This is a genomic window from Microcystis sp. BLCC-F209, from assembly GCF_041928595.1.
GTDB lineage: Bacteria > Cyanobacteriota > Cyanobacteriia > Cyanobacteriales > Microcystaceae > Microcystis.
In genome coordinates, this window is record NZ_JBHFLL010000033.1 from 11,544 (window position 1) to 32,744 (window position 21,201).

At 42.9% G+C, this 21,201-nt stretch carries 20 protein-coding genes and 1 tRNA gene; 11 read left to right on the forward strand and 10 right to left on the reverse strand.

The genetic code is table 11. The features are described from left to right. The first annotated feature begins 11 nt into the window (after positions 1-11). Entirely contained in the window at positions 12-3,020 is a 3,009-nt protein-coding gene (locus ACE1AQ_RS02660; protein WP_110544507.1) for an alpha-mannosidase, read from the forward strand. Here ACE1AQ_RS02660 and psbN read toward each other — a convergent pair. After that, a complete protein-coding gene (gene psbN, locus ACE1AQ_RS02665) occupies positions 3,017-3,148 on the reverse strand; it encodes a photosystem II reaction center protein PsbN (protein ID WP_002761150.1) in 132 nt (43 codons plus the stop codon). The genes ACE1AQ_RS02660 and psbN overlap by 4 nt on opposite strands. Before the next feature lie 168 nt (positions 3,149-3,316). Here psbN and ACE1AQ_RS02670 point away from each other — a divergent pair, with 168 nt between their 5' ends. From ACE1AQ_RS02670 to rplA, 7 genes are all read left to right on the forward strand, one after another. After that, the gene (locus ACE1AQ_RS02670; RefSeq protein ID WP_008201298.1) at positions 3,317-4,165 is read left to right on the forward strand and encodes a carbonic anhydrase; all 849 of its coding nucleotides are present in this window, start codon (positions 3,317-3,319) and stop codon (positions 4,163-4,165) included. Between the two features lie 186 nt (positions 4,166-4,351). Next, positions 4,352-4,714, forward strand: coding sequence for a 50S ribosomal protein L19 (gene rplS, locus ACE1AQ_RS02675; RefSeq protein ID WP_004160235.1), 363 nt, complete (start codon positions 4,352-4,354; stop codon positions 4,712-4,714). A 101-nt stretch (positions 4,715-4,815) separates the two neighbouring features. Next, positions 4,816-4,888 (forward strand) — tRNA-Trp (locus tag ACE1AQ_RS02680). A 124-nt stretch (positions 4,889-5,012) separates the two neighbouring features. Then, entirely contained in the window at positions 5,013-5,249 is a 237-nt protein-coding gene (gene secE, locus ACE1AQ_RS02685; RefSeq protein ID WP_008201301.1) for a preprotein translocase subunit SecE, read from the forward strand. Further along, positions 5,246-5,863 carry a transcription termination/antitermination protein NusG gene (gene nusG / locus ACE1AQ_RS02690; protein WP_008201303.1) on the forward strand — a complete coding sequence of 206 codons (618 nt, stop codon included), beginning with the start codon at positions 5,246-5,248 and terminating at the stop codon, positions 5,861-5,863. Before secE ends, nusG begins: the two co-directional genes overlap by 4 nt. Positions 5,864-5,866: 3 nt before the next feature. Continuing rightward, entirely contained in the window at positions 5,867-6,292 is a 426-nt protein-coding gene (gene rplK / locus ACE1AQ_RS02695; protein WP_002735897.1) for a 50S ribosomal protein L11, read from the forward strand. A gap of 55 nt (positions 6,293-6,347) precedes the next feature. Continuing rightward, complete coding sequence (gene rplA, locus ACE1AQ_RS02700) at positions 6,348-7,061, forward strand: 50S ribosomal protein L1 (protein WP_110544505.1); 714 nt, start codon at positions 6,348-6,350, stop codon at positions 7,059-7,061. Between the two features lie 73 nt (positions 7,062-7,134). On the opposite strand, the gene ACE1AQ_RS02705 is transcribed toward rplA, so the two are convergent. Both ACE1AQ_RS02705 and ACE1AQ_RS02710 read right to left on the reverse strand, forming a co-directional pair. Beyond that, positions 7,135-7,458 carry a hypothetical protein gene (locus tag ACE1AQ_RS02705; protein WP_008201307.1) on the reverse strand — a complete coding sequence of 108 codons (324 nt, stop codon included), beginning with the start codon at positions 7,456-7,458 and terminating at the stop codon, positions 7,135-7,137. Then, complete coding sequence (locus ACE1AQ_RS02710; RefSeq protein WP_008201309.1) at positions 7,424-7,711, reverse strand: BrnT family toxin; 288 nt, start codon at positions 7,709-7,711, stop codon at positions 7,424-7,426. The genes ACE1AQ_RS02705 and ACE1AQ_RS02710 overlap by 35 nt, the downstream gene beginning before the upstream one ends. A gap of 665 nt (positions 7,712-8,376) precedes the next feature. Here ACE1AQ_RS02710 and ACE1AQ_RS02715 point away from each other — a divergent pair. Continuing rightward, positions 8,377-9,300, forward strand: coding sequence for a bifunctional riboflavin kinase/FAD synthetase (locus ACE1AQ_RS02715; protein WP_008201310.1), 924 nt, complete (start codon positions 8,377-8,379; stop codon positions 9,298-9,300). On the opposite strand, the gene ACE1AQ_RS02720 is transcribed toward ACE1AQ_RS02715, so the two are convergent. Both ACE1AQ_RS02720 and ACE1AQ_RS02725 read right to left on the reverse strand, forming a co-directional pair. Then, positions 9,297-9,569: a hypothetical protein gene (locus ACE1AQ_RS02720; protein ID WP_008201312.1), complete on the reverse strand. Its 273-nt coding sequence runs from the start codon at positions 9,567-9,569 to the stop codon at positions 9,297-9,299. The two genes, ACE1AQ_RS02715 and ACE1AQ_RS02720, sit on opposite strands and share 4 nt — an antisense overlap. A 6-nt stretch (positions 9,570-9,575) precedes the next feature. Further along, the gene (locus tag ACE1AQ_RS02725; RefSeq protein ID WP_008201315.1) at positions 9,576-10,094 is read right to left on the reverse strand and encodes a hypothetical protein; all 519 of its coding nucleotides are present in this window, start codon (positions 10,092-10,094) and stop codon (positions 9,576-9,578) included. Positions 10,095-10,348: 254 nt separating this feature from the next. Between ACE1AQ_RS02725 and ACE1AQ_RS02730 the strand changes: the two genes are divergently transcribed. Beyond that, on the forward strand, positions 10,349-11,272 hold the full coding sequence (locus ACE1AQ_RS02730; RefSeq protein ID WP_110544501.1) for a MoxR family ATPase: 924 nt from the start codon (positions 10,349-10,351) through the stop codon (positions 11,270-11,272). 552 nt (positions 11,273-11,824) lie between these two features. On the opposite strand, the gene ACE1AQ_RS02735 is transcribed toward ACE1AQ_RS02730, so the two are convergent. From ACE1AQ_RS02735 to ACE1AQ_RS02755, 5 genes are all read right to left on the reverse strand, one after another. Then, complete coding sequence (locus ACE1AQ_RS02735; protein ID WP_002739535.1) at positions 11,825-12,751, reverse strand: hypothetical protein; 927 nt, start codon at positions 12,749-12,751, stop codon at positions 11,825-11,827. A gap of 363 nt (positions 12,752-13,114) precedes the next feature. Continuing rightward, positions 13,115-14,026: a C1 family peptidase gene (locus tag ACE1AQ_RS02740; RefSeq protein ID WP_110544499.1), complete on the reverse strand. Its 912-nt coding sequence runs from the start codon at positions 14,024-14,026 to the stop codon at positions 13,115-13,117. Between the two features lie 54 nt (positions 14,027-14,080). Beyond that, positions 14,081-14,359: a protease inhibitor I42 family protein gene (locus ACE1AQ_RS02745; protein ID WP_253257706.1), complete on the reverse strand. Its 279-nt coding sequence runs from the start codon at positions 14,357-14,359 to the stop codon at positions 14,081-14,083. Positions 14,360-15,031: 672 nt separating this feature from the next. After that, positions 15,032-16,423: an IctB family putative bicarbonate transporter gene (locus ACE1AQ_RS02750; RefSeq protein ID WP_110544492.1), complete on the reverse strand. Its 1,392-nt coding sequence runs from the start codon at positions 16,421-16,423 to the stop codon at positions 15,032-15,034. Positions 16,424-16,567: 144 nt separating this feature from the next. Further along, positions 16,568-18,211 (reverse strand): alpha-keto acid decarboxylase family protein, encoded by a 1,644-nt coding sequence (locus ACE1AQ_RS02755; protein WP_008201321.1) that lies wholly within the window; start codon positions 18,209-18,211, stop codon positions 16,568-16,570. Between the two features lie 373 nt (positions 18,212-18,584). Between ACE1AQ_RS02755 and dndD the strand changes: the two genes are divergently transcribed. Next, positions 18,585-20,570, forward strand: coding sequence for a DNA sulfur modification protein DndD (gene dndD, locus ACE1AQ_RS02760; RefSeq protein ID WP_374807802.1), 1,986 nt, complete (start codon positions 18,585-18,587; stop codon positions 20,568-20,570). The last annotated feature ends 631 nt before the right edge of the window (positions 20,571-21,201 follow it).

The following is a 21,201-nucleotide window of genomic DNA, read 5'->3' on the forward strand; positions in this document are numbered from 1 at the left end:
TTTGTTGGCTCATGTCTCCCCCCGACAACGTCGCTAAACTGTCTCACCTCACCCGCACAGATGTCCAGAAAAATTGGTGGATCGTTACAGCAGCTGGAAAACCAATTCAACCCGTCACCCTCAATGAAAAACAATACATTATTTGGCCCGCCGGCAGACAAATTCAATATCTAACTCAAAAAATTATTGTCCCCGAACATTTAGCCGGTTATCCTGTAGCGGGAATGGAACTGAGATTAATCTTAACTTGGTGGGCGGAAGATGTCAAAATTTATGTTAATAATCAATTTATCCAAGCAGGAGACCTCTTTGATTCTTCCACCCGCATTTTACTTTCTAACTCGGTCTCTACCGGTCAAGAAATTCTTGTTACCCTCCGTTTAGTCAGTCCCAATCATGATATTGGTGGTTTGATGAAATCGGAGTTAATCTATGAACATAGCCAAGCGATCGATCCCAGTTTTGTTGCCGATGAATTAACCATTCTCCATAATTATCTACAAACTTTTTACCCTGAAAACTTAGCAGCTTTTACCGCTACTCTCGATAATATTGACTGGGATAATGTCACCAACAAAGATAAATTTAATCGCTCCCTAGAATCAATTCGTCAATCCCTGCAACCCCTAGCTCAACCTCTCAAAGAACGAACTTTTCATCTTCTCGGCCACGCACATTTAGATATGGCTTGGTTGTGGCCATTGGCAGAAACTTGGCAAGTGGCAAAAAACACTTTTATCTCGGTTTTAAACCTGCAAAAAGATTTTCCTGCCCTCGTATTTGGTCATTCTAGCCCCCTAATTTACGAATGGATAGAAAAACATCATCCCGACCTGTTTCAAGCAATTATAGAGGCATACAAAGGGCAATCCTGGGAACTTTTGGGCGGGATGTGGGTAGAACCAGAAGTCAATTTAATCTCCGGGGAATCCCTATTTCGACAGCTGCTTTATGGACAACAATACTTTCAAGCAAAATTTGGACAAATCACCAAAACTGCTTGGCTGCCAGATACCTTTGGTTTTCCCTACCAATTGCCGCAAATTCTTAAATCCTTTGGCATCAAATATTTTGTAACCGGGAAACTACATTGGAATGATACGACTAAATTTCCCCACGGTTTTTTCTGGTGGCAATCTCCCGATGGCAGTAAAATTCTTTCCCTCATGTCTCCTCCCAATGTTGCCGGAGTTATGGATACTAACCCAATTATTATGACCGATCATGCTCTCAATTGGGAACGGCAAACTGGCTTAAAAGATATTTTTTGGCTGCCCGGTGTTGGCGACCATGGCGGCGGTCCGACTCGTGATATGTTAGAGGTGGCCCAACGTTGGCAAAAATCTCCTTTTTTCCCCCAGCTAAAATTTAGCCAAGCAACAACTTATCTGGACAGTCTGGAGACGAGTAATCTTCCTATCTGGGATGATGAATTATATCTAGAATTCCATCGGGGTTGTTATACTACCCACGCTGACCAAAAAGACTATAATCGTTACTGTGAAATCCTCTTGTATCAAGGAGAATTATGGTCTTCTCTGGCTAATATCTTACTAGAGATTCCCTATCCGCAAGTCGAGATAGAATCGGCATGGAAAAAGGTTTTATTAAATCAGTTTCACGATATACTTCCAGGTACTTCGATCCCAGAAGTGTTTAGGGATGCCAATCAGTTATGGCGGCAAGTTATCGCCACGGGTGAGACAATTTTAGATCAAGCTTTACAGGCAATTGCCAATCAAATTAATTTACCTAATCCCCCCCATCTCCAAGCAAAACCTTTTCTAGTTTTTAATTCTCTTAACTGGGAAAGATCCCAGGTTGTCTCTTTAGCTATAGAATCTGTCAATTGTTCGGTTTATGACTGGAATAATTGTCTCTGTCCTTCGCAATTATCCCACGACAATCAGCTATTATTTCTCGCTAAAAATATTCCTTCTGTGGGTTATAAGTTATTTTGGTTAGTTGCCAATCAGCCAGCAGCCGAGCAAAATTTAACCAACTGCCAATTTATTTTAGACAATGGACTGCTTAAAGTTACCATTAACTCGGAAACGGGGGATATAGATAGTATATTCGATATAATTAATCAAAGAGAAATCCTGCAAGCTGCTGGTAATCAATTACAGGCATTTAAAGATCAAGGACAATATTGGGACGCTTGGAATATCGATCCGAATTATCAACAATATCCCTTACCTAAAACAGTATTAAAATCGATCGAATGCTTAGAATGTGGTCCCTTGCGCTGGCAGATTCGCGTGATCAGAAGTTTAGCTGATTCGGAGTTTTGCCAAGATTATATCTTAGAAAAAAATTCTCCTATTCTCCAGATTAAAACTATTGTTAATTGGCAGCAAGAACATACTTTAGTAAAAACCGCCTTTCCTCTCAGCCTCAACAGCGATTTTACCACCTATGAAATTGCCTGTGGTGCGATCAAACGTTCCCACCGACCAGAATCGCCAAAATGGGAAGTTTACGGGCATAAATGGGCAGATTTAAGCGATACAGAGGCAAACTATGGGGTGAGTGTTTTAAATAATAATAAATATGGCTATGATGCTACTAACTGGCAACTGCGATTAACTCTCTTGAGAAGTCCCCGCTGGCCCGATCCCGAGGCGGATCTGGGGAAACAAGAATTTACCTATGCAATATATCCTCACCCAGGTAACTGGAAAACGGCGAAAACTGTCCATCACGCTTGGCAGTTAAACTCACCTGTCAACGTTATTTTTATTACTAACTCTTCCCGATCAAACCGGTTGCCACCAGTGGCACAATGGTTAAAATTCTCGGCCGATAACTTAATTTTAATGAGTTTCAAACCAAGTGAAACAGATGATCGGGGTTGGGTAATGCGCGTCTATGAATGTCAGGGAGAAAACGCTGTAATTGATTTTGCCAATCAATTACAATTAACAATAAAAGAATCGATCGATGGTTTAGAAAGAGCGATCGATCCCGTTGAGCAGCTTTCTGCTTGGCAGATAGCTACATGGTTATTAAAGAATTAATCTTCGTGATCTTCAAAAGGATCGCTCAATTCTGCTGCCGGCGGTCCAAAAGCAGTATAAAGAGCTAAAGCGGTAATCCCCACCAAAGCGGCAGCGATCGAAATACCCAAAATTGTTGCAGTTTCCATAGAATAAAATTTGCTTAGATACAGTCTGTATCTTATCTTAACAATATTTAACCGATCTCGCCGCCGATAACGATCGCTAATCTGGCCGGTTGCATTGCTGTTATCTCATGCCCGATAATGCTGAAAGGATCGACTAAATAGCGATCGAACTAAACTAGAAGAATTATTATGAAGAAACTCCTACAGGGACTAGAAAGGTTCCAGAGTGGTTATTTTGATGAACATCGGCAATTATTTGAGCAACTCTCCCACGGACAAAAACCGAGAATCCTCTTTATTACCTGTTCCGATTCCAGGATCGATCCTAACCTAATTACCCAAGCGGAGGTGGGGGAATTGTTCGTAATTCGTAATGCGGGAAATATAATTCCTCCCTACGGAGCAACCAATGGTGGTGAGGGTGCATCTATAGAATATGCTATCAACGCTCTCGGCATCGAGCAAGTGATTATCTGTGGTCACTCCCATTGTGGAGCGATGAAAGGTTTGTTAAAATTGCAGAGTCTGGCCGATGAAATGCCTTTAGTTTACGATTGGTTAAAGCAAGCAGAAGCTACTCGACGTTTAGTTAAGGATAATTACAAAGAATTAGAAGGAGAAGAACTGATCGAGGTGACAGTAGCAGAAAATGTTCTCAATCAGTTAAGTAATTTGCAAAGCTATCCAATTATTCGTTCCCGATTACATCAGGGTAAATTATCTCTACACGGTTGGATTTTTCGGATTGAAACCGGTGAAATTTTAGCCTACGATCCCATGCTACACGATTTTGTCGCTCCCCATAGTAAAATTACCCATCCCGAAGCAGCAGACAATTTACCCTCTAGTCGTCACCTTCCCAATAGTCATCCCTTCAAGATTTCTGAGGACTATATCAGGACTCATGCGGACGTAAAAAAAGCGACTCCCGCGGTTAATACTGTGGCGAAAAAGAATGGCTCCTCGACCCAAAAACCGGGCTATAATTATTTAGACCCCTCCCAAGCTGATCGCATTTATCGCGGATCGAGAAGTTAATTAGGGATTAGAGAAATTCTCTCTAGAGTGGCAGTTAATGGCAAGACCCTAATCCTGGACAATCAGCCTGATATCTGGTGACAGCATCGGCAAATCAGCAACGCTCATTGTTAGGAAAGCGCCTAGCTATTGCTTTTTGCTCAAAAAATATGGTATGATAGAAAATTGTCAGTTTTACGAAAGCCGATGAAAACGGAAGAGATTATCAAATCAATCGAAGCCGAGTATCTCAAGAGCGATCTGCCCATTATCCATGTCGGTGACACGGTACGGGTAGGGGTGCGGATCGTTGAAGGAGATAAAGAGCGGATTCAGCCCTACGAGGGTATTGTCATCGCCAAACGCCATGGCGGTATCAACGAAACGATTACAGTACGCAAAGTCTTCCAGGGTGTGGGGGTAGAAAGAGTCTTCCTGCTCCACTCGCCGCGGGTTGCCAGTATCAAGATCATCCGTCGTGGTAAAGTACGTCGGGCGAAACTCTACTACCTGCGCGATCGGGTTGGCAAAGCCACCAGAGTCCAGGAACGTTTCGATCGCCCTCTCTAGAAATTTTCCGGCGACAGCCTAACCAAGAAAGTTGCTTAATCGCCAACAACTACGCTATAATAAATAAAGGCTTTAAAAAAGCCAAATAGTTTAGCGAATGGGCGCTCTTAGTTCAGTTGGTAGAACGCAGGTCTCCAAAACCTGATGTCGGGGGTTCAAGTCCTCCAGGGCGCGTTTGGTAATCACCAAGCCGATAACTGCAAAGGACATGATCTAAATGTCTGGGGGTTGGTGTGGGTTGTCCGGTGAAAATGATAAGTTAAGGATAGCTTGAGTATCATTTTAAGGAGTAGCGATCGTGGCCAAAAAAGAAACCCTAGAAAAAGACGCGAGCGACAAGAAAGAGGGAACCTCTTTTCAGGTCAACGAATTCGTCAATGAAACCAAAGAAGAACTCGCCAAAGTCGTCTGGCCTTCCCGTCAGCAACTGTTGAGTGAATCGGCGGCGGTGATGTTAATGGTGACTTTAGTAGCCACTCTCATCTATCTGATCGATAAATTCTTTGCCTGGGGTGCGGGGAAGGTGTTCCCATGAATCTAGAAGAAGAGCAGTTTCCCGAAGAACTCAATCTTAGCGACCTACCGAAAAAACCCCGTTGGTATGCCGTGCAGGTGGCTTCCGGTTGTGAGAAACGGGTCAAAGCCAATTTGGAACAGCGCATCCACACCCTCGATGTGGCCGATCGCATTCTGCAAGTCCAGATTCCCCAAGCGGCCACCGTCAAAGTCCGCAAGGATGGTTCACGGCAACACGGCGAGGAAAAAGTCTTCCCCGGTTATGTGCTGATCAGGATGATCATGGATGATGACGCTTGGCAGGTGGTAAAAAACACCCCCCATGTGATCAACTTTGTTGGGGCCGAACAAAAACGGCACTATGGACGCGGCCGCGGTCACGTCACGCCGCTACCCTTGAGTATGTCAGAAGTTGATCGCATCTTCAAACAAGCTCAGATTCAAGAACCAGTCGTCAAAATCGATTTTGAAGTTGGCGATCAAATCTTGGTCCTATCCGGTCCATTTAAGGACTTTGAAGGGGAAGTGATCGAAGTTAGTCCCGAGCGCGGCAAACTCAAGGCCCTGCTCTCCATTTTTGGTCGGGATACCCCGGTCGAATTGGAATTTAATCAAGTCGAAAAACAAAACTAAATCATGGCTAAAAAAGTCGTCGCAATTATTAAACTAGCTTTACCTGCTGGTAAGGCTAACCCCGCTCCTCCGGTCGGTCCTGCTTTGGGTCAACACGGGGTAAATATTATGGCGTTTTGTAAAGATTACAACGCTAAAACCGCCGATCAGGCCGGGATGATTATCCCTGTGGAAATCTCCGTTTTTGAGGATCGTAGTTTTACCTTTGTCCTCAAAACTCCCCCCGCTTCCGTTCTCATCCGCAAAGCGGCCGGTGTGGAAAGAGGTTCCAACGAACCCAACAAAAAATTTGTCGCCACCATTACCCGCGACCAATTACGCGAAATCGCCCAAACTAAAATGCCCGATCTTAACGCTAACGACATCGAAGCGGCCATGAATATTGTGGCGGGAACGGCCAGAAATATGGGTGTCAAGATCTCAGACTAAATTTTATTACGGGGAGAAGCCCAGCTTCATTATTACCCAAGGAGCAACAAATCAGATGGCAAAAAAAGTTTCACGACGTTTGCGAGATGCCCAGGCTAAGGTAGAAAATAAAGCCTACGAGCCATTAGAGGCACTGACATTATTAAAGGAATTAGCGACGGCGAAATTCGACGAAACCGCCGAAGCTCATATTCGTTTAGGTATCGATCCTAAATATACCGACCAACAACTGCGGACAACGGTAAGTTTACCCAAAGGAACCGGACGCACGGTGCGAGTAGCGGTGATTACTCGCGGGGAAAAGGTACAGGAAGCGAACAACGCCGGGGCCGATATGGTTGGTTCGGAAGAATTAATCGAAGAAATCGCCAAGGGGATGATGGATTTCGAGGTGTTAATCGCCACCCCCGATATGATGCCGAAAGTGGCTAAATTAGGTCGTCAACTCGGTCCACGGGGTTTAATGCCCTCACCGAAAGGGGGAACCGTAACCACGGATTTAACGGGGGCAATCGCTGAGTTTAAAGCAGGTAAATTGGAATTCCGGGCCGATCGCACCGGGATCGTTCACGTTCAATTTGGCAAAGCTTCTTTTAGTGCCGAGGATCTGTTAGTCAATTTGAAGGCTTTACAGGAAACGGTGGACAGAAACCGTCCTTCCGGGGCCAAGGGGCGTTACTGGCGCACAGTTTACGTTTCTTCCTCCATGGGGCCATCGATTCAAGTGGATATTAGCACCCTGCGGGATCTGAAATTAGCAGAAGGTTAATGACAGTTATTTTTCTTTGAAAAAGCCTCCAAGTAATTGGGGGCTTTTTTTGGGGATTTTATCTATTCTAAGATCATTGATTTTCATTTTTGGGTTCTTCTATAATCAATACAGCATGATATTGTCCTTCTTTTAAATTTGAGGGAACTTGTACGGTTAATTGACCTTCGTTGTTAACGAATGCTTCAACTTCAATGGTTTTCATGTTAACATATCTCTCTTCATTTTCTGCTATAATTTTAACGCTAGAAGTATCCTTATCTGCTAAAGACTGAGCATACTTTCCTCTGACTGCACTTTTTAAATGAGACTCTGTTAAAACCTGAGAATAATCATCTAACATTTCATCATCTTTGAGGGGATCATTGATTACTTTGTTCGTAGATTTTTCTTTCATGTTTAGTTACTCTCCTGGCACTAATGATTCTGATGTGTCCTTGTCTTTCAGTATGAACAACTAAAAGCAAGCGGTTTTGACTAGAATAACCAATTGTAAAAAAACGATCTTCTAAGATTGAATGAGTGGGATCATCTAAAGTCAAAGAATAGGTATCCTCAAAGACAGTTTTAGCCTCATTAAAAGAAATATCGTGTTTTCTCAGATTTATCTTAGCTTTCTCTTCATCCCATTCAAAATTAGCCGCCACCATCTCGATTATAGACAATAAATAAAATAAAGTGGTATAAAAATCGCCCGCCTTACTATGGTAAACCTTATCCTTTCGGGATCGCTCTATGATTAGCAACAGGATTAGAACAAAAGAAACAAAAACAATATCCTTAAGTAGGTAAGTACCTAAGCAAAATTAATTACACACATCTAACCACCTCTTGCCTCTTGCCTTTTGCCTTTTGCCTTTCTTCACTAGGAAATTTATTTTGCACGACTACTTAGGCGTTAAAAATTATCAGACACCCCCCTTATCAAGGGTAGGGTTGATTCATGAATCAACCCTACCTTATCAAGGAGAGCAGGGGGGATCGAACCTAAAATCAATTTTTAATTTAATTATAACCAGTTACTTATGCTTGATTCAGATTGGGAAACCACAAAAGCAGGAAGAACCACCAAAGACGACCCAGAGAAGAACGAACTGAACAATTAATGAATGCTTGTTTCCCTAATCTTTCTGGTGCAATTGATTGGGAATGCTGGGCCGATCGCACCTGGATCTCAATTTGCTAAAACTTCCAAAGGCCGCCAAGTTAATGTCGGTGTTTTTTTAGCTTGATCGCCCGATTGATATAGAATCAAAAGGCTACACTCAAGATTAATCGCTTGAATTATTCTCTTGTATCTGTTCCTAAAGCCAGCGTGTGGATTGTAGATTCCCCTAATACCCGTATTTTAGCCCCCTGTGCGATCGCTCTTGGTAACTTTGATGGTTTGCACCTAGGTCATCAAACCGTCCTACAGCCAATTTTTCGGGATGGCCCCGCTTATCCCACCGTTGTTAGTTTTACTCCCCACCCGCGGGAATTTTTTACGGGAGAAAAATGGCAATTATTAACTCCTCTAGGGGAAAAGGTGGAGGTTTTAGAGAATTTAGGCGTTAAACAATTAGTTTTACTGCCTTTCTCTGCTCAATTAGCTTCCCTGACACCCTTGGCTTTTGTCGAACAGATTTTAGTAGAAAAATTACAGGCTAAATCGATCAGTGTTGGTCAAGATTTTCGCTTCGGTTATCGTCGTCAAGGTACAGCCGAAGATTTATTACAGATCGCCTCCCAATTTAATATTAAAGTCGAGATTGTTGCTTTAAAAAACTGTGAGGGGGGTCGGATTAGTAGTTCCCTAATTCGTCAAGCTTTGGCCGCGGGAAACGTTGAGCAAGCCGGACAAATGTTAGGTCGTCCTTACAGTTTAACTGGTCGCGTGGTCATCGGGCAACAACTAGGCAGAACATTAGGTTTTCATACCGCTAATCTACAGGTTCCCCCCGATAAATTATTGCCGCGATTGGGGGTTTATTGCGGTTGGGTGACTCTCGATGGTTCTCGCTTACCGGCAGTTATGAATATCGGTTATCGTCCCACGATCGAGGGAAAAACTATCAGTGTGGAAATCCATTTATTGGATTGGTCGGGCTATATATATGATCGCATTTTAACGATGGATTTAGTGCAATTCCTGCGACCGGAACAGAAATTTAATTCTCTCGATCAATTAAAAAATCAGATCGAGATAGACTGCGATCGCTCTCGATTAATTCTAACTTCTGTAACTGACAATTCCTAATATTTTTGGTATTCTCTTTCCACTTTACCCACCGCTTTCAATAAAGGAGAATCGAGGGAATCGATCCAATCAGCTACTTCTCGCGCTAATCCTAGGGTAACAATGCCTTGAGACGGTGGTAATTGACCAGCTAACGCCTGACTTTTGATGGTTTTCAGAACAGAAATTAAACCCTCAATCCGAGTCGATATTTCTGTTTCCCGCATCTGTTCGGCCACGGTAATAGCTTGGTCAATCGATTGAACTAATTCCCTCATGTTCGTTTTCATAATATTCTAGCGACAGGAAAGAGATGTAACGGTTATTGCTCGTCCCTCTCCCCATTGTATATTGACATCTCGCGAGTCTTTAATAAAAGTTTGCTGACCACCACCGGGATAACAATCAGCTGGATTCTGGGGGGCAACAATTCCTTGATAAACCGTTGTTCCCGCCGGTAAAGTCACCGATACTACTTTGGTCGCTTGATTGGGAGGATTCCACTTTTGATCGAGGGCTAAATTTCTGATCACCTCCACATTCGTGGTATATTGATCCGTGGTCAGAAAACGACCTTTTTTGCTATTTTCGTCACTATAATAACGGAAAAAAGTCTGGGGTTTTTCTAGGGTAACTGCCTGACATTCACTATTGCGAAAAGTGATGGCAATATCTGGAGGAAGAGGACAGGAAGGTGCTTGATCTTGAGCCAATATTTTCCGAGAATTGAAAGTCAAATTTTCGGGTAAACTATTGGTTAATGTACTGGCAGCGATTCCTAAAACAAGACTAAAAACGAGCGAACTAGCTTTCATCTTCACTGATTAAGAGAAATTCTTCTCGATTTTACCGTACTGAACCGACTTAAAATCTTGATTTCGCCCACTGGCAACAATTCTTAACTAATTTTCTCTATGCTCGCCACCCTAACCCCGATTAGCTCCCTAGCAGAAAATTTCCCGCCCTTGTCTGTCAACTTTCCTCCCTAGTTTGGGCAAATTAGGAAAAGAATCGTTAAGATCAAAAAAAATTAACATTAATCTTCTTGACAAAATACCCCATTTGTACTATGAGAGACGCTATTGATATTTTGATGGAAAATTTGAGCCAGAGCATCGTCGGCAAAACCGAATCGATTCGCATGGTGCTGGTGGCTTTGCTCAGTGGTGGCCACGCTCTCCTGGAAGATGTACCCGGAGTCGGCAAAACCCTGTTAGCCAAATCCTTAGCGCGTTCAATTAACGGTCGTTTCCAACGGGTACAATGCACCCCTGACCTCCTCCCTAGTGATATCACGGGAACCACGATTTGGAACCCCAACAGTCGCGAATTTGAATTTATCCCCGGCCCCGCTTTTGCCAACGTCCTGCTGGCCGATGAAATCAACCGGGCCACCCCGCGCACCCAATCGGCACTTCTAGAAGTCATGGAAGAAAAACAAGTTACCGTCGATGGAGAAGCGCGGCCGGTCCCCCAACCCTTCTTTGTTATCGCCACCCAAAATCCAGTCGAATATCAAGGCACTTTTCCGCTTCCAGAAGCACAAATGGACCGTTTTGCCGTTTGCCTGAGTTTGGGTTATCCCAGCGCCACAGAAGAATTAAAAATGTTACAAAGACAGCCTTCTCAAGAGACGCTTAAATCCCTAGAAGCTTGTATTTCCTTAGAACAGGTGGGAGAATTGCAAAGATTAGTCAGTCTAGTTCGGGTAGCTCCCACTTTACAGCAATATATCGTCGATTTAGTCCGCGCTACCCGTGACCACGAAGATATCAGTTTAGGAGTCAGTCCCCGCGGTTGTGTGGTTTTGCAAAAAGCAGTTCAAGCTTACGCTTTCCTCGAAGGTCGCGATTATGCTATCCCCGATGATGTTAAGTTTATTACTCCCTACGTCTTCTGCCACCGTCTGATTCCTAGTCACGGTCGTCAAGCTAAAGCTATCGTGGAAAGACTTCTACAATCGGTGGCGATCGAGGATCGCATCTGTGCTTAAATTTCAGTTATCGATGAATGGTAAGTTACAGGGTATTTCTAAATTCTGCCAAATTGGTAGAGCCGATCCATTAATTGCTAGTATTGCCTTAGCTCACTAAAGGCTTGGGTAAAAAATATTTAGTGATTCCACGGAAAATTTGCTCTCAGGAGAAAACAATGTTTTGTTCACAGTGTGGAATCAAAAGTGGACATCTCTAAAAATTATCACCCGATCACAGCTTGCTTTTATTAATCAGAAAGACTTTTAGTCTCAGGATAATATTAGGTCGAGGTTTTGAGAATATTACGCCTATTGGTTACATTATTGATGATGTAACCCCTCAAGTCACTGATTCCTTAATAGTCGTTAATTCTCACTAAAAATGCTTGTTTAACCTGAGTTCGGGATAAGCTAAAACCCTGATGCTACCCTAGCCTGAAACTCCTATTCTTTCGTGGAAACTATGGCAAAATTCCCTTAAACCGAACTGGCGTTGTTTAGTCATGACCTTACCTGCCAATTTTTAGATATATTCACATTGTTTTTATCCTCCTCTAAATGAATCAAATTTTAATCTTTAAGCCAGATTTCAAGTTGCCCAGGTGGAACTTTATAGCCTTTAGTTGATAAATCTATTAAATTTTTGTCCTCAATCTGAATGTCTTTAATCTGAATGTCTTTCTCGGTCTTCAAGAAATCACGCAAATTCTCTGCAAGTGATCGATCTGAAGAATTGGCATATCGAATATCGTTGTTCTTAATTCCGTTCACTTGTTGAATTCCAGCAGCAAGAATCCCCTTGCCTTGTAAAACCTTCTGAAGCTTCTCTGCTGTGAGTCTATCACTCTTATACTGGATATACACAAGTCTGATACCTTTGAGATCATATTCAACTTCAAATGGCGTGGAAAGTGGGGATGTAGAAGTGGATGGGGATGTCGAACACTCTGAATTTTCAAGAAGATTAGCGATAGTATAGGCAGCTCGTGCTTTTCTGTTCTGATCTAGTGAATCAGAGCCACTACTAGGATTTATTGCAGAAATCGATTTAGACTGGCGAGAAATTTGTTCGTTAAGCTTTCTACAAAAAAATTCCTTGCCCGCTCTTCTGGTAATAATTGTTCGTGTTGTCTCTATCTCAATAGACCGAGTGGAAGCATTCCTAACTAAATTACTTAATAATAGTATCGCTGAATCCACAACTTTATCCTTTTCTGGGTTGGGTTGACAATTTATCCAAAGAAATGTGCATTCTTCTTTAATTGGTATGGCTGTATCCAAAGCAATTAATGCAAAATCCTTCCTTTGCTGCTCACTCTTGGTAAAATCCGAGATTAGCACTTGAATCATTTTTCCTCTCTCCATAGAGTCGGAAATGCTGTCTGCACCCAGTTTAATAACTATTGGAATAAAAACTAAAACGACAGCCCCTAAAAACTTGCTAAATATCTCGAATTTATCCCAATTATCTTTTTTTGAATTCTCATTTTCTAACATCTTAATACCTCGCAATTTCTTAACATGGTCGGTTAGAAATCTCCTATTGAATAGTTACACAAGAATCTTCCTCTCCGATCCCTCCTAACTACTGCAAAACCACCAACGCCGCCGCCGGAACAGTAATCAAAAGCGACTTTGCACTGTGCGCTTCCACTGTTACCCACTGACCCACCCATACCGCATTTGGCGATCGCTAATTAGCTCGATTCCGCTCACATACAGAATAAGGTTTACAGCGAATTTTAAAAAGCTTCCCCTAAAAAATTCAACAAACGGTGAGTTTTCCCAGCGTCCCCCCTATTCTGAAAAAACTCACCAGAAGCCTTTATCTCGCCCCTCACACCTTATCGAATCGGTCTCCTATCCGAACTGTCCCGTATCGACCCATTCACTCTTGATTAGCGACCACCAATCAGTTGCCAGACCATCGAGGACGTACTTGTAGGGCAGCCAGCCGTAGCCAGAGCTTCCCCAGCCAGTCCCCCAGGAGTTGCGAATCAGCAAGGCACCAGTGGTTTCAATGCCACCCGCATTGGTGTTCTTGATCTTGAGGTTGTCGTCGTAACCGACTGCGTCAATGGCGTGACCGCCGAGAACTCTCTCGCCCCGAGTCGGGTAAGGAATCTTGCCGGTCGTGTTGCCCTGACTGATAGAACTGTAAACAGTAAAGCCAAACATTGAAGGCAGCCCATTTGCCAAGTAGGTTTTAATCTGAGTTAATAGGTTGCTCCGTGTCGTTCCTGGGGGGTCGAGGCGGTAGTAGGAAATCGCCTGATAGCTTTGGCCAAAAGCGTAGCAGAATGCCGACGGCTCTTTGTCAAAATCAGCGATATTGTAGGGATAGTATTCTTCTGGTGGTACGCCAAACAAGGTGAGGGCGTACATTGTTGAGCGCAAGAAGGCCCCCGTATCTCCCGTCCATTTGAGCAAGTTGCGCGTCACTTTGTAGAGGAAGAGTCTGGAAGCATCGAGGTGTTTGCCAAAAGCTCGCCGCTCAAAATACTCCACCAGTCCGACCCCGGCGTGGGCCGTACAAGAACCGATAGTTTGTTGATCCTCCATGGGGGAACACCACGGCCTCAAGTCCACGCTGGTTGGCAGCGCTGCTGGGGCAGATGTCGTTGCTCCCACTTTGGCCAGCATTTGCTTGACAGATGGCTGTCCCAAAGCTTGCAGTTTGGATGGTACGCGTTCAGATTGAAAAGTGACATCACGAATATCGGGATAGTCAGGCAACCATCCCATTGCGGGAATTACAAATGTTTCACTCATTTTTCCTTTCCTCCTAAGTCGTTACTCACTAGCCCTTGGCTATCTGAGAAGCCTTTACTCTCGGACTTGGAGCGTGACAGTAAATCGTTCGACAATTGACGGTTCTCCTTGCCACTCTCGCCAGAGCTTAAGCCTTAGTTGGCCTATCCCAGCCCGTTGCGCTTTAAAGGTCAGGACTCTCTGACCGCCCCTGCCGACTCTCGACTCTATGGCAGGTACATACTCAGAGGCCTGCAGCTCCACTAAATCGCCCCCGCCACCATCGAGCGCCCACTGAAAGCCAGTGGTGGGATTTTCGTCGAGGGACAGTAGCAGCAGGTCGTTGACCTGCATGGTGATGGATTTGCCGTTGTCAGTGCGAGTAAGGGTTAGCATTGTATCCTGGCCGCTCCCTCCTTTCGGGTTCCACTCGTTTGCCCCACAGCCCTGGGAAAAGACCGGGGAAAGTACGAGGATTAGAGTTATGACAATCGCGACGGCCCACTTAAGAGAACGATCCATTATTTTCCTCCCTCGTCTCTATAACGGCCACAGGGATTCACTCTCGTTATTGCAGTTGGGAAATCGCGCCAAGCGCGGAACAAACTGGGAAACGATCTAATTTGATTATCTCTTGCTTTGGCCACCGAGAGATGGTACGATAGAATGTTTGTGATTTTTCTTAATAATCCCCCTCGCCTGCGCCTACACGAGCTTCAAATACCCTTCAGAGCAGTCCTATCCGTAATACTAAATCCGTTGAATATAAGCTACATATCAGAACAGGCAAAAGGCAAGAGGCAAGAGGCAAAAGAGGCAAAAGGGTTAATAAATAATCAGTCTTTAATAACCAGATTTAGGATAATTTGAAACAAATCCTCAACCTGGCAGCGGTTGGCATTACTGACATCGCAGCTTTGAGAAGTTGTCAATAAATTGATATTGACAACATTGCGATTGTTTGGCTGGCAAGCAGTAGAATCTTGCCATTTCTATCCCTAGCACCAGACATTAATTATTGAACCCCTAGAGGAGGGAATTGCCACGCTCAAAATCCCTAGCGGGGGAATAACAACGACTAGCAATTAAACCCAAAACTAACCACCAGAGGGTACTAACTTGGGGACGATACCAAACCGTATCAAAAAAACCGTGGGCAAGAATTCCAGCCATAGCGGCAATTGCCCCGATTAACCAAAAGCCTTGACTATCCATTTTATCGCGTAAAAGTTTAATTTGATGGATGCCTTGGCCGATAGTCGTGACTAATAACCAGAGGAAACAGGTAAAACCAATAATTCCCGTTTCTACCATGATTTCTAATAGCACAGAATAGGCGCTTAAAGCCGTATATTTTGGCTTCATGAATAGGGGGTAAATTTTCTTAAAAGCATCATTACCCGGTCCGATGCCCAAAAGTGGATAAGTTTGAATCATGCGAATAACTGCATCCCAAACATTAATGCGAAAGTTATTACTACTATCTTCCCGTCCCGCAAAAATACTCATCACCCGAATTCGCAGCGGATCCACCAACAAAATCGCCCCTAAAATCACCACGGCTAAACCACCTAAAACTAAGGGTAAAAGCCATGTTTGCCAAAATAACGGTAGATAACTTTTGAACCAATAAAATAATAGCAATAAGAAGACAATTCCCAGGACCATCAAACCAATCCAACCGCCACGACTTTCGGTAAAAAATAAACAAGCGCCATTGGCTAAAGTTAATAAAGCCGCTAAAATTTTCGGTAGCCATCCCTGCCACACAAACAAGGCTGCACCGCTAAAAGCAATACCGGGTAATAAATAACTAGCTAATAAATTAGGATTACCGAGATAACTATAAACCCTAGTATCCCCCGCTAATTCTGAAGTGGGATCGTTCCACGTTGCTAACTGTTCCGCACCAAAAATTTGCTGGCGAATGCCGTAAACGCTCACTGCTAAGGCGGTTAAAACTAAAGTAGTCAGAATCCAATTTGTTAGGCGTGGTGAGCGCATAATTCTGGCAGTAAAGGCAAAAAAGATGAGATTGAGAGTTAATTTAATTAATCCTTCCAAAGCTGCGGTTTTAACGGGAGAAAAAGCCGTGGAAACCGTGGCAATTCCCCAGTATAAAAGCACTAAAATATGAATCGGTGTCACCCCGATTTTGCCTTCATCCACAAGGGTTAAGAGTAGCCAATAACCCGCTATTGCTAACAGCAAAAAACCGATTTGACTGGTGGAGAAAAACGGCGCAGTGGCGATAAGGAGAGAGATTAACAGCGCACCCATCAATTCTGTCCACTCCACAAACCGGCTACCCTGTCGCCATTGACTAAAAAGGCCGACGAAACGATGCAGATAGCTATATTTTGACCAAGAAGCGGGGGAAAAGTTCAGTAGGGTGATTTGTTTCCAAAAAGCATTCATAGGGTTTTTAGTTGCGGTTGTCACTGGCAAACTTTGATTAAGATACCGATTGTATCTTAATTGTTGACTCTTGGGAGCCAAAAGAGTTTCAGTCTGGTGTCTTAGGGCAGCTTCACACAGTCAAAACCTAATAGCATAACCAGTCTAAGTATGGGGTGAACGTAAAGCTTGACCTAAACGAGTTAAGCCTTGGGAACAGTCAAAACGATCGAGATGTACTTCAATAAATGATAGGCGATCAATGTTACCCTGGGCAATTGATAAAGCCTTTTCTAATTCCCCTTCTGTCCTGACTTGACAACTCCAACTTTCCCCGTTAAATACTGCCGGTAATTGGTGATATTTCCACGGTTGTAGATCATTATAAATATTATCCTGAATTACCCGCTCGATCGTGTAACCATCGTTATTAATTAAAAAGATAATTGGATTGAGATGATGACGGATAATTGTCGAAAGTTCTTGGGCGGTCATTTGAAAAGCACCATCACCCACAAAGACGATAGGACGGGTATTGGGGGCGGCACAAGCTACTCCTAAACAGGCGGGAATTGAATAACCAATGGATAGATAAAATGCCTGACCAATAAAGTCGGTTTGTTGGGGCATTAATAAATCAATTGTGGCAATAATTGCGTCCCCCGTATCAGAAATAACAAAAGATTCTTGAGCTATAAAATGATTCATTCGCTCATAGAAACGAGCATTAGTTAGTTTTTGCTCTGGCACGGGTAGGAATTCTAAATACTTCAATTCGGCCGCGGGTCTAATATCTAGTGTAGCTGCTTCTTTGTGACTTAGCTTATTAATTAGCCCATCGATAAAATCCCCTAGAAACACCGGTTGATAGAAGTGATGTTTAATTTTTACTTTCTCGGAATTGGCATTAATCAAATTATTGGGATTTAAATTAGCCGTAAATCCGCCTAAATTCATATCGGACATGATCGCCCCTAAACAGAGGACACAATCGGCATTTTCCACCCGTTTATTAACGTATTCGCGACTTAATGCTCCCACATAAGTGCCGATAAATTGCGGCTGCATTTCCGAAATTGACGACTTACCTAAAATAGTGGTGGCCAAGGGATAACCCGTTACCTCTAAAAGTTTCAGTAACTTATCTTGGAGTTTAAACCGATGGAATTCTACCCCCGCTAAAATAATTGGTTTTTCCGCTTTTTCTAATAAAAAAAACGACTCTTCAACGGCTTCTTGTAAAGCGGCGGCATCTGTGAGATTATCCGGTAAATAAATTGGCTTTTCCGAGGGGATATAGGGACGATAGACCATATCCCGGGGAATTTCGATATACACGGGACGTTTGTGATGCAAACAAGCAGCTAAAGTTTGCTCGATTTGACTGGCAGCTTGGGCGGAATTAGTGAGAATAACTGAAGCAGCCGTGACTTTTTCCATGATGGAAAATTGCAGATTATAATCGCCCGTGGTGTGGTGTAATAATAAATTATCCCGGCGAATCGAGCGATCGGAAGCCCCACTAATTACCACCAGGGGAACTCTTTCTGCGTAAGCACCGACCACAGCATTAACGAGGCTAAATCCCCCAACACCGTAGGTGACACAGACAGCACCCATCCCTTTGACTCGCGCATAGGCATCGGCGGCATAACCTGCGTTAAGCTCATTACAGGTGCAAACTAATTCGATCGGACTTTCCACCAAAACATCCATCAAATCGAGGACATAATCCCCTGGCACCCCAAAAATATGATTAACCCCTAAACTATGGAGACACTGGAATAAATATTCGCCGATCGTGATCATAGCAATTTTCTCCTGGTGTGTTGGCATATTCAGGCCGATCATAACGATTTTTTTCAAAATAGGCTAATGTTCAGTAATGAACTAGAAAGTAAAAATCAGCAGACTTTAATTAAGTAGCTGTTTGCAATTAAATAGAAGATAGGTTTTGCACTCGATCCCCCCTGCCCCCCTTAATAAGAGGGTGCCGACAGGCGGGGGTATCTTAGAGTTTTTTCCGCAGACCCTAATTATATCTAGGCGATGGTGATCAATGCTATAGTATAAAATCTGGGGGTTTTCTCTTGGGTGTAAAAAAATATCTGGGACACTTTTTCAGATATAATTTTTACAGGAGATTCCCTAAAACTTTCGACTTAACTAAGGCTGACTGTTAATGATTTTTACTGAATTAGTTTTGCAAAATTTCGGTCCCTACGCCGGTCGTCAAGTGATTAATTTACGTCCCGAAAAAGATAATAATCCCTGTCCAATTATCCTTTTAGGAGGCATGAATGGCGGCGGCAAAACTACTTTAATGGATGCGATTCGTTTGGCTTTGTACGGTGCGCGGGCCAAGTGTTCTACTCGCAATAATTTAAGTTATGCCGAGTTTCTCAGTCAAGCAGTTAATCATCAAGCTTCCCTCATCGATCAAGCGAGAATTGAACTGGCTTTTGAACATCTAGTTAATGAACAATGGCGACAATATCGTATCGTTAGATACTGGACAAAACAGCCCAAAGATGGTAAGGATACCCTCGGTATTTTAGATGAAGATTGGCCCGATCCTGCCTTAGCTAATACTTGGGATGAATATATTGAAACTTTATTACCTTTGGGTATTTCTAACCTGTTTTTATTTGATGGGGAACAGGTCAAAGAATTGGCAGAACAGGATGTACCTCCTGACAGTGTTAAGGATTCGATGCAGACTTTATTAGGGTTAGAATTAGCGGAAAGATTAGCCGTTGATCTTGATATTTTAGCTAGTCGCAAGCGCCGGTTATTAGCGGCAGAGAATGAACTGGCAACTATTGAAGCGATCGAGAAAAAATTAGCCCAGTACCAAGAGGATTTAGAATTGGCTCGGCAAGAGATGGAAACTCAACAAAAAAATTTAGATGTGGTTAGAAATGATTTTGATGCAGTCTCGGATAAATTTCGCATTGATGGTGGAAAAATTGCCGCCGAAAGAAGTCAATTGGAGAGCAGAAAAAAGGATTTAGATAAAAAGTTAGATAACCAGAGAGAATATTTAGGTCAATTAGCAGGGGAACTTTTACCATTAAAGTTAATTTTTACTCTCCTAGAAGCCGCTAAAATTCAGGGAGAAAAAGAGCTACAATTTCAATCAGCTAAAGTCGCTCAATCGGTTTTAGAATCCAGAGATAAAAAGTTACTTGCTTATTTAGAAAAACTGAATTTAACTTTAGAACAATTAGAGAATATTAGGAAATTTTTACAGCAAGAAAATCAGTTTTTAGCCGAGGATAGCAATTCTTTGACCGCTCCTTACTTAGATTTAGACGAGGAGGCGATCCAGTTATTAAATCGAGTCTTAACCCATCAATTACCGGCACAAATTAACCTCGCTCATCAAACGATGGAACAATTAAGAAATCTGGAAGCTGACTTAGATAATTTAGAGCGAGAATTAGCAGTAGCAGCCTCTCCCGAAGAATATGAAACCCTGAGTAATAACTTAAAAACCGCTCAGAAAAACTATCTAAATGCTCAAGCGGAATACGAGCAAAGCCACAAAAATTATGAGGAAATCAAAAAGAAAATTGAGAAAACTAAAAAAGAATTATTTGCCTATAGTGAGAAAGCTTTAGAATCCCAAAGTAACGAACATATCGTCAATGCTATTGTCAAAGCACAGCAAACTTTAAAAGTATTTAAAGAACGCTTAACTTTAAAAAAATTAAATAGATTAGAGGGAGAAGTGGCGGAATGTTTTCGTTATTTATTGCATAAGTCCGATCTGGTGCAGAAAATAGCGATCGATGCTGATACTTTTGGTCTATCTCTCTTTGGTCCCGATGGACAAAATGTGCCTAAACACCGTCTTTCTGCCGGAGAAAAACAACTATTAGCGATCGCTTTTTTGTGGGGATTAGCGCGAGTCTCCGGACGAGATTTACCCATCGCTATCGATACACCCCTGGGACGTTTAGATTCTTCCCATCGCCATAATTTAGTTGAACGTTATTTTCCCGCTGCTTCCTCTCAAGTTATCCTCCTTTCCACCGATACAGAAATTGGACAAAATGAGCTACTCTTATTAGAAGAACAGGAAGTAATCGCCCGAAAATACCTGCTAGAATACAATTCCCAACAACGTCAAACCACTATTCACCCCGATCGCTACTTTTGGTAAGATTATGACTGAGATAAATTCCCAAGAAATTCTCCCCCAATTAACTTGAGACATCGGGCCTTACTTTCGATTTTATCGCTCAATCCAAGCTTTTGGGGGGTTCTACCCCCCAAACCCCCCGTTGGGGGCGTGGCGCCGCCCCCAAACCCCCCGCGCATTAGTTTTTCGGTGGGATGCTTACACGCGGCTGCTGATACATCTGTAATAATTTAAGAGTTACTGATAATTGCCGATTGTCGTTATTTCTGCAAATTTGAGATCCACTCATCAGTTATCATTTATCAGTTATCAGATGCGAGTTATCAGTTCACTGATTACTGTTTACTGGACGGCTACGCCGTGCCTTTGGCAACACTGAAAAAAAACGGCTCTTCTCGACTTTGTGTGATAATTTTTGCTTATGGAATCGTGAAATGCTTACTAGGCAACACTTTTAGGTATTTTATGGAAAAACCCATCAGTATAGACCTCATTTCCACACAGAAACCAGAAGGCTCTCCCAGCTTTGGTGGGTAAAATGTATTCTAAGATACATTTCTCAAGAGCGAGGGGGTGGAACGAACCACAAAGACACAAAGGACACAAAGATCGATCGATCCTATGTCAATTAAACTTATCACACAGAACCTAG

Excerpts from the sequence above, each read along its gene's own strand:
- ACE1AQ_RS02660 (WP_110544507.1), top strand. The coding sequence starts at position 12 with ATGTCTCCCCCCGACAACGTCGCTAAACTGTCTCACCTCACCCGCACA.
- psbN (WP_002761150.1), bottom strand. The coding sequence starts at position 3,148 with ATGGAAACTGCAACAATTTTGGGTATTTCGATCGCTGCCGCTTTGGTG.
- ACE1AQ_RS02670 (WP_008201298.1), top strand. The coding sequence starts at position 3,317 with ATGAAGAAACTCCTACAGGGACTAGAAAGGTTCCAGAGTGGTTATTTT.
- rplS (WP_004160235.1), top strand. The coding sequence starts at position 4,352 with ATGAAAACGGAAGAGATTATCAAATCAATCGAAGCCGAGTATCTCAAG.
- nusG (WP_008201303.1), top strand. The coding sequence starts at position 5,246 with ATGAATCTAGAAGAAGAGCAGTTTCCCGAAGAACTCAATCTTAGCGAC.
- rplK (WP_002735897.1), top strand. The coding sequence starts at position 5,867 with ATGGCTAAAAAAGTCGTCGCAATTATTAAACTAGCTTTACCTGCTGGT.
- rplA (WP_110544505.1), top strand. The coding sequence starts at position 6,348 with ATGGCAAAAAAAGTTTCACGACGTTTGCGAGATGCCCAGGCTAAGGTA.
- ACE1AQ_RS02705 (WP_008201307.1), bottom strand. The coding sequence starts at position 7,458 with ATGAAAGAAAAATCTACGAACAAAGTAATCAATGATCCCCTCAAAGAT.
- ACE1AQ_RS02710 (WP_008201309.1), bottom strand. The coding sequence starts at position 7,711 with ATGGTGGCGGCTAATTTTGAATGGGATGAAGAGAAAGCTAAGATAAAT.
- ACE1AQ_RS02720 (WP_008201312.1), bottom strand. The coding sequence starts at position 9,569 with ATGAAAACGAACATGAGGGAATTAGTTCAATCGATTGACCAAGCTATT.
- ACE1AQ_RS02725 (WP_008201315.1), bottom strand. The coding sequence starts at position 10,094 with ATGAAAGCTAGTTCGCTCGTTTTTAGTCTTGTTTTAGGAATCGCTGCC.
- ACE1AQ_RS02730 (WP_110544501.1), top strand. The coding sequence starts at position 10,349 with ATGAGAGACGCTATTGATATTTTGATGGAAAATTTGAGCCAGAGCATC.
- ACE1AQ_RS02735 (WP_002739535.1), bottom strand. The coding sequence starts at position 12,751 with ATGTTAGAAAATGAGAATTCAAAAAAAGATAATTGGGATAAATTCGAG.
- ACE1AQ_RS02740 (WP_110544499.1), bottom strand. The coding sequence starts at position 14,026 with ATGAGTGAAACATTTGTAATTCCCGCAATGGGATGGTTGCCTGACTAT.
- ACE1AQ_RS02745 (WP_253257706.1), bottom strand. The coding sequence starts at position 14,359 with ATGCAGGTCAACGACCTGCTGCTACTGTCCCTCGACGAAAATCCCACC.
- ACE1AQ_RS02750 (WP_110544492.1), bottom strand. The coding sequence starts at position 16,423 with ATGAATGCTTTTTGGAAACAAATCACCCTACTGAACTTTTCCCCCGCT.
- ACE1AQ_RS02755 (WP_008201321.1), bottom strand. The coding sequence starts at position 18,211 with ATGATCACGATCGGCGAATATTTATTCCAGTGTCTCCATAGTTTAGGG.
- dndD (WP_374807802.1), top strand. The coding sequence starts at position 18,585 with ATGATTTTTACTGAATTAGTTTTGCAAAATTTCGGTCCCTACGCCGGT.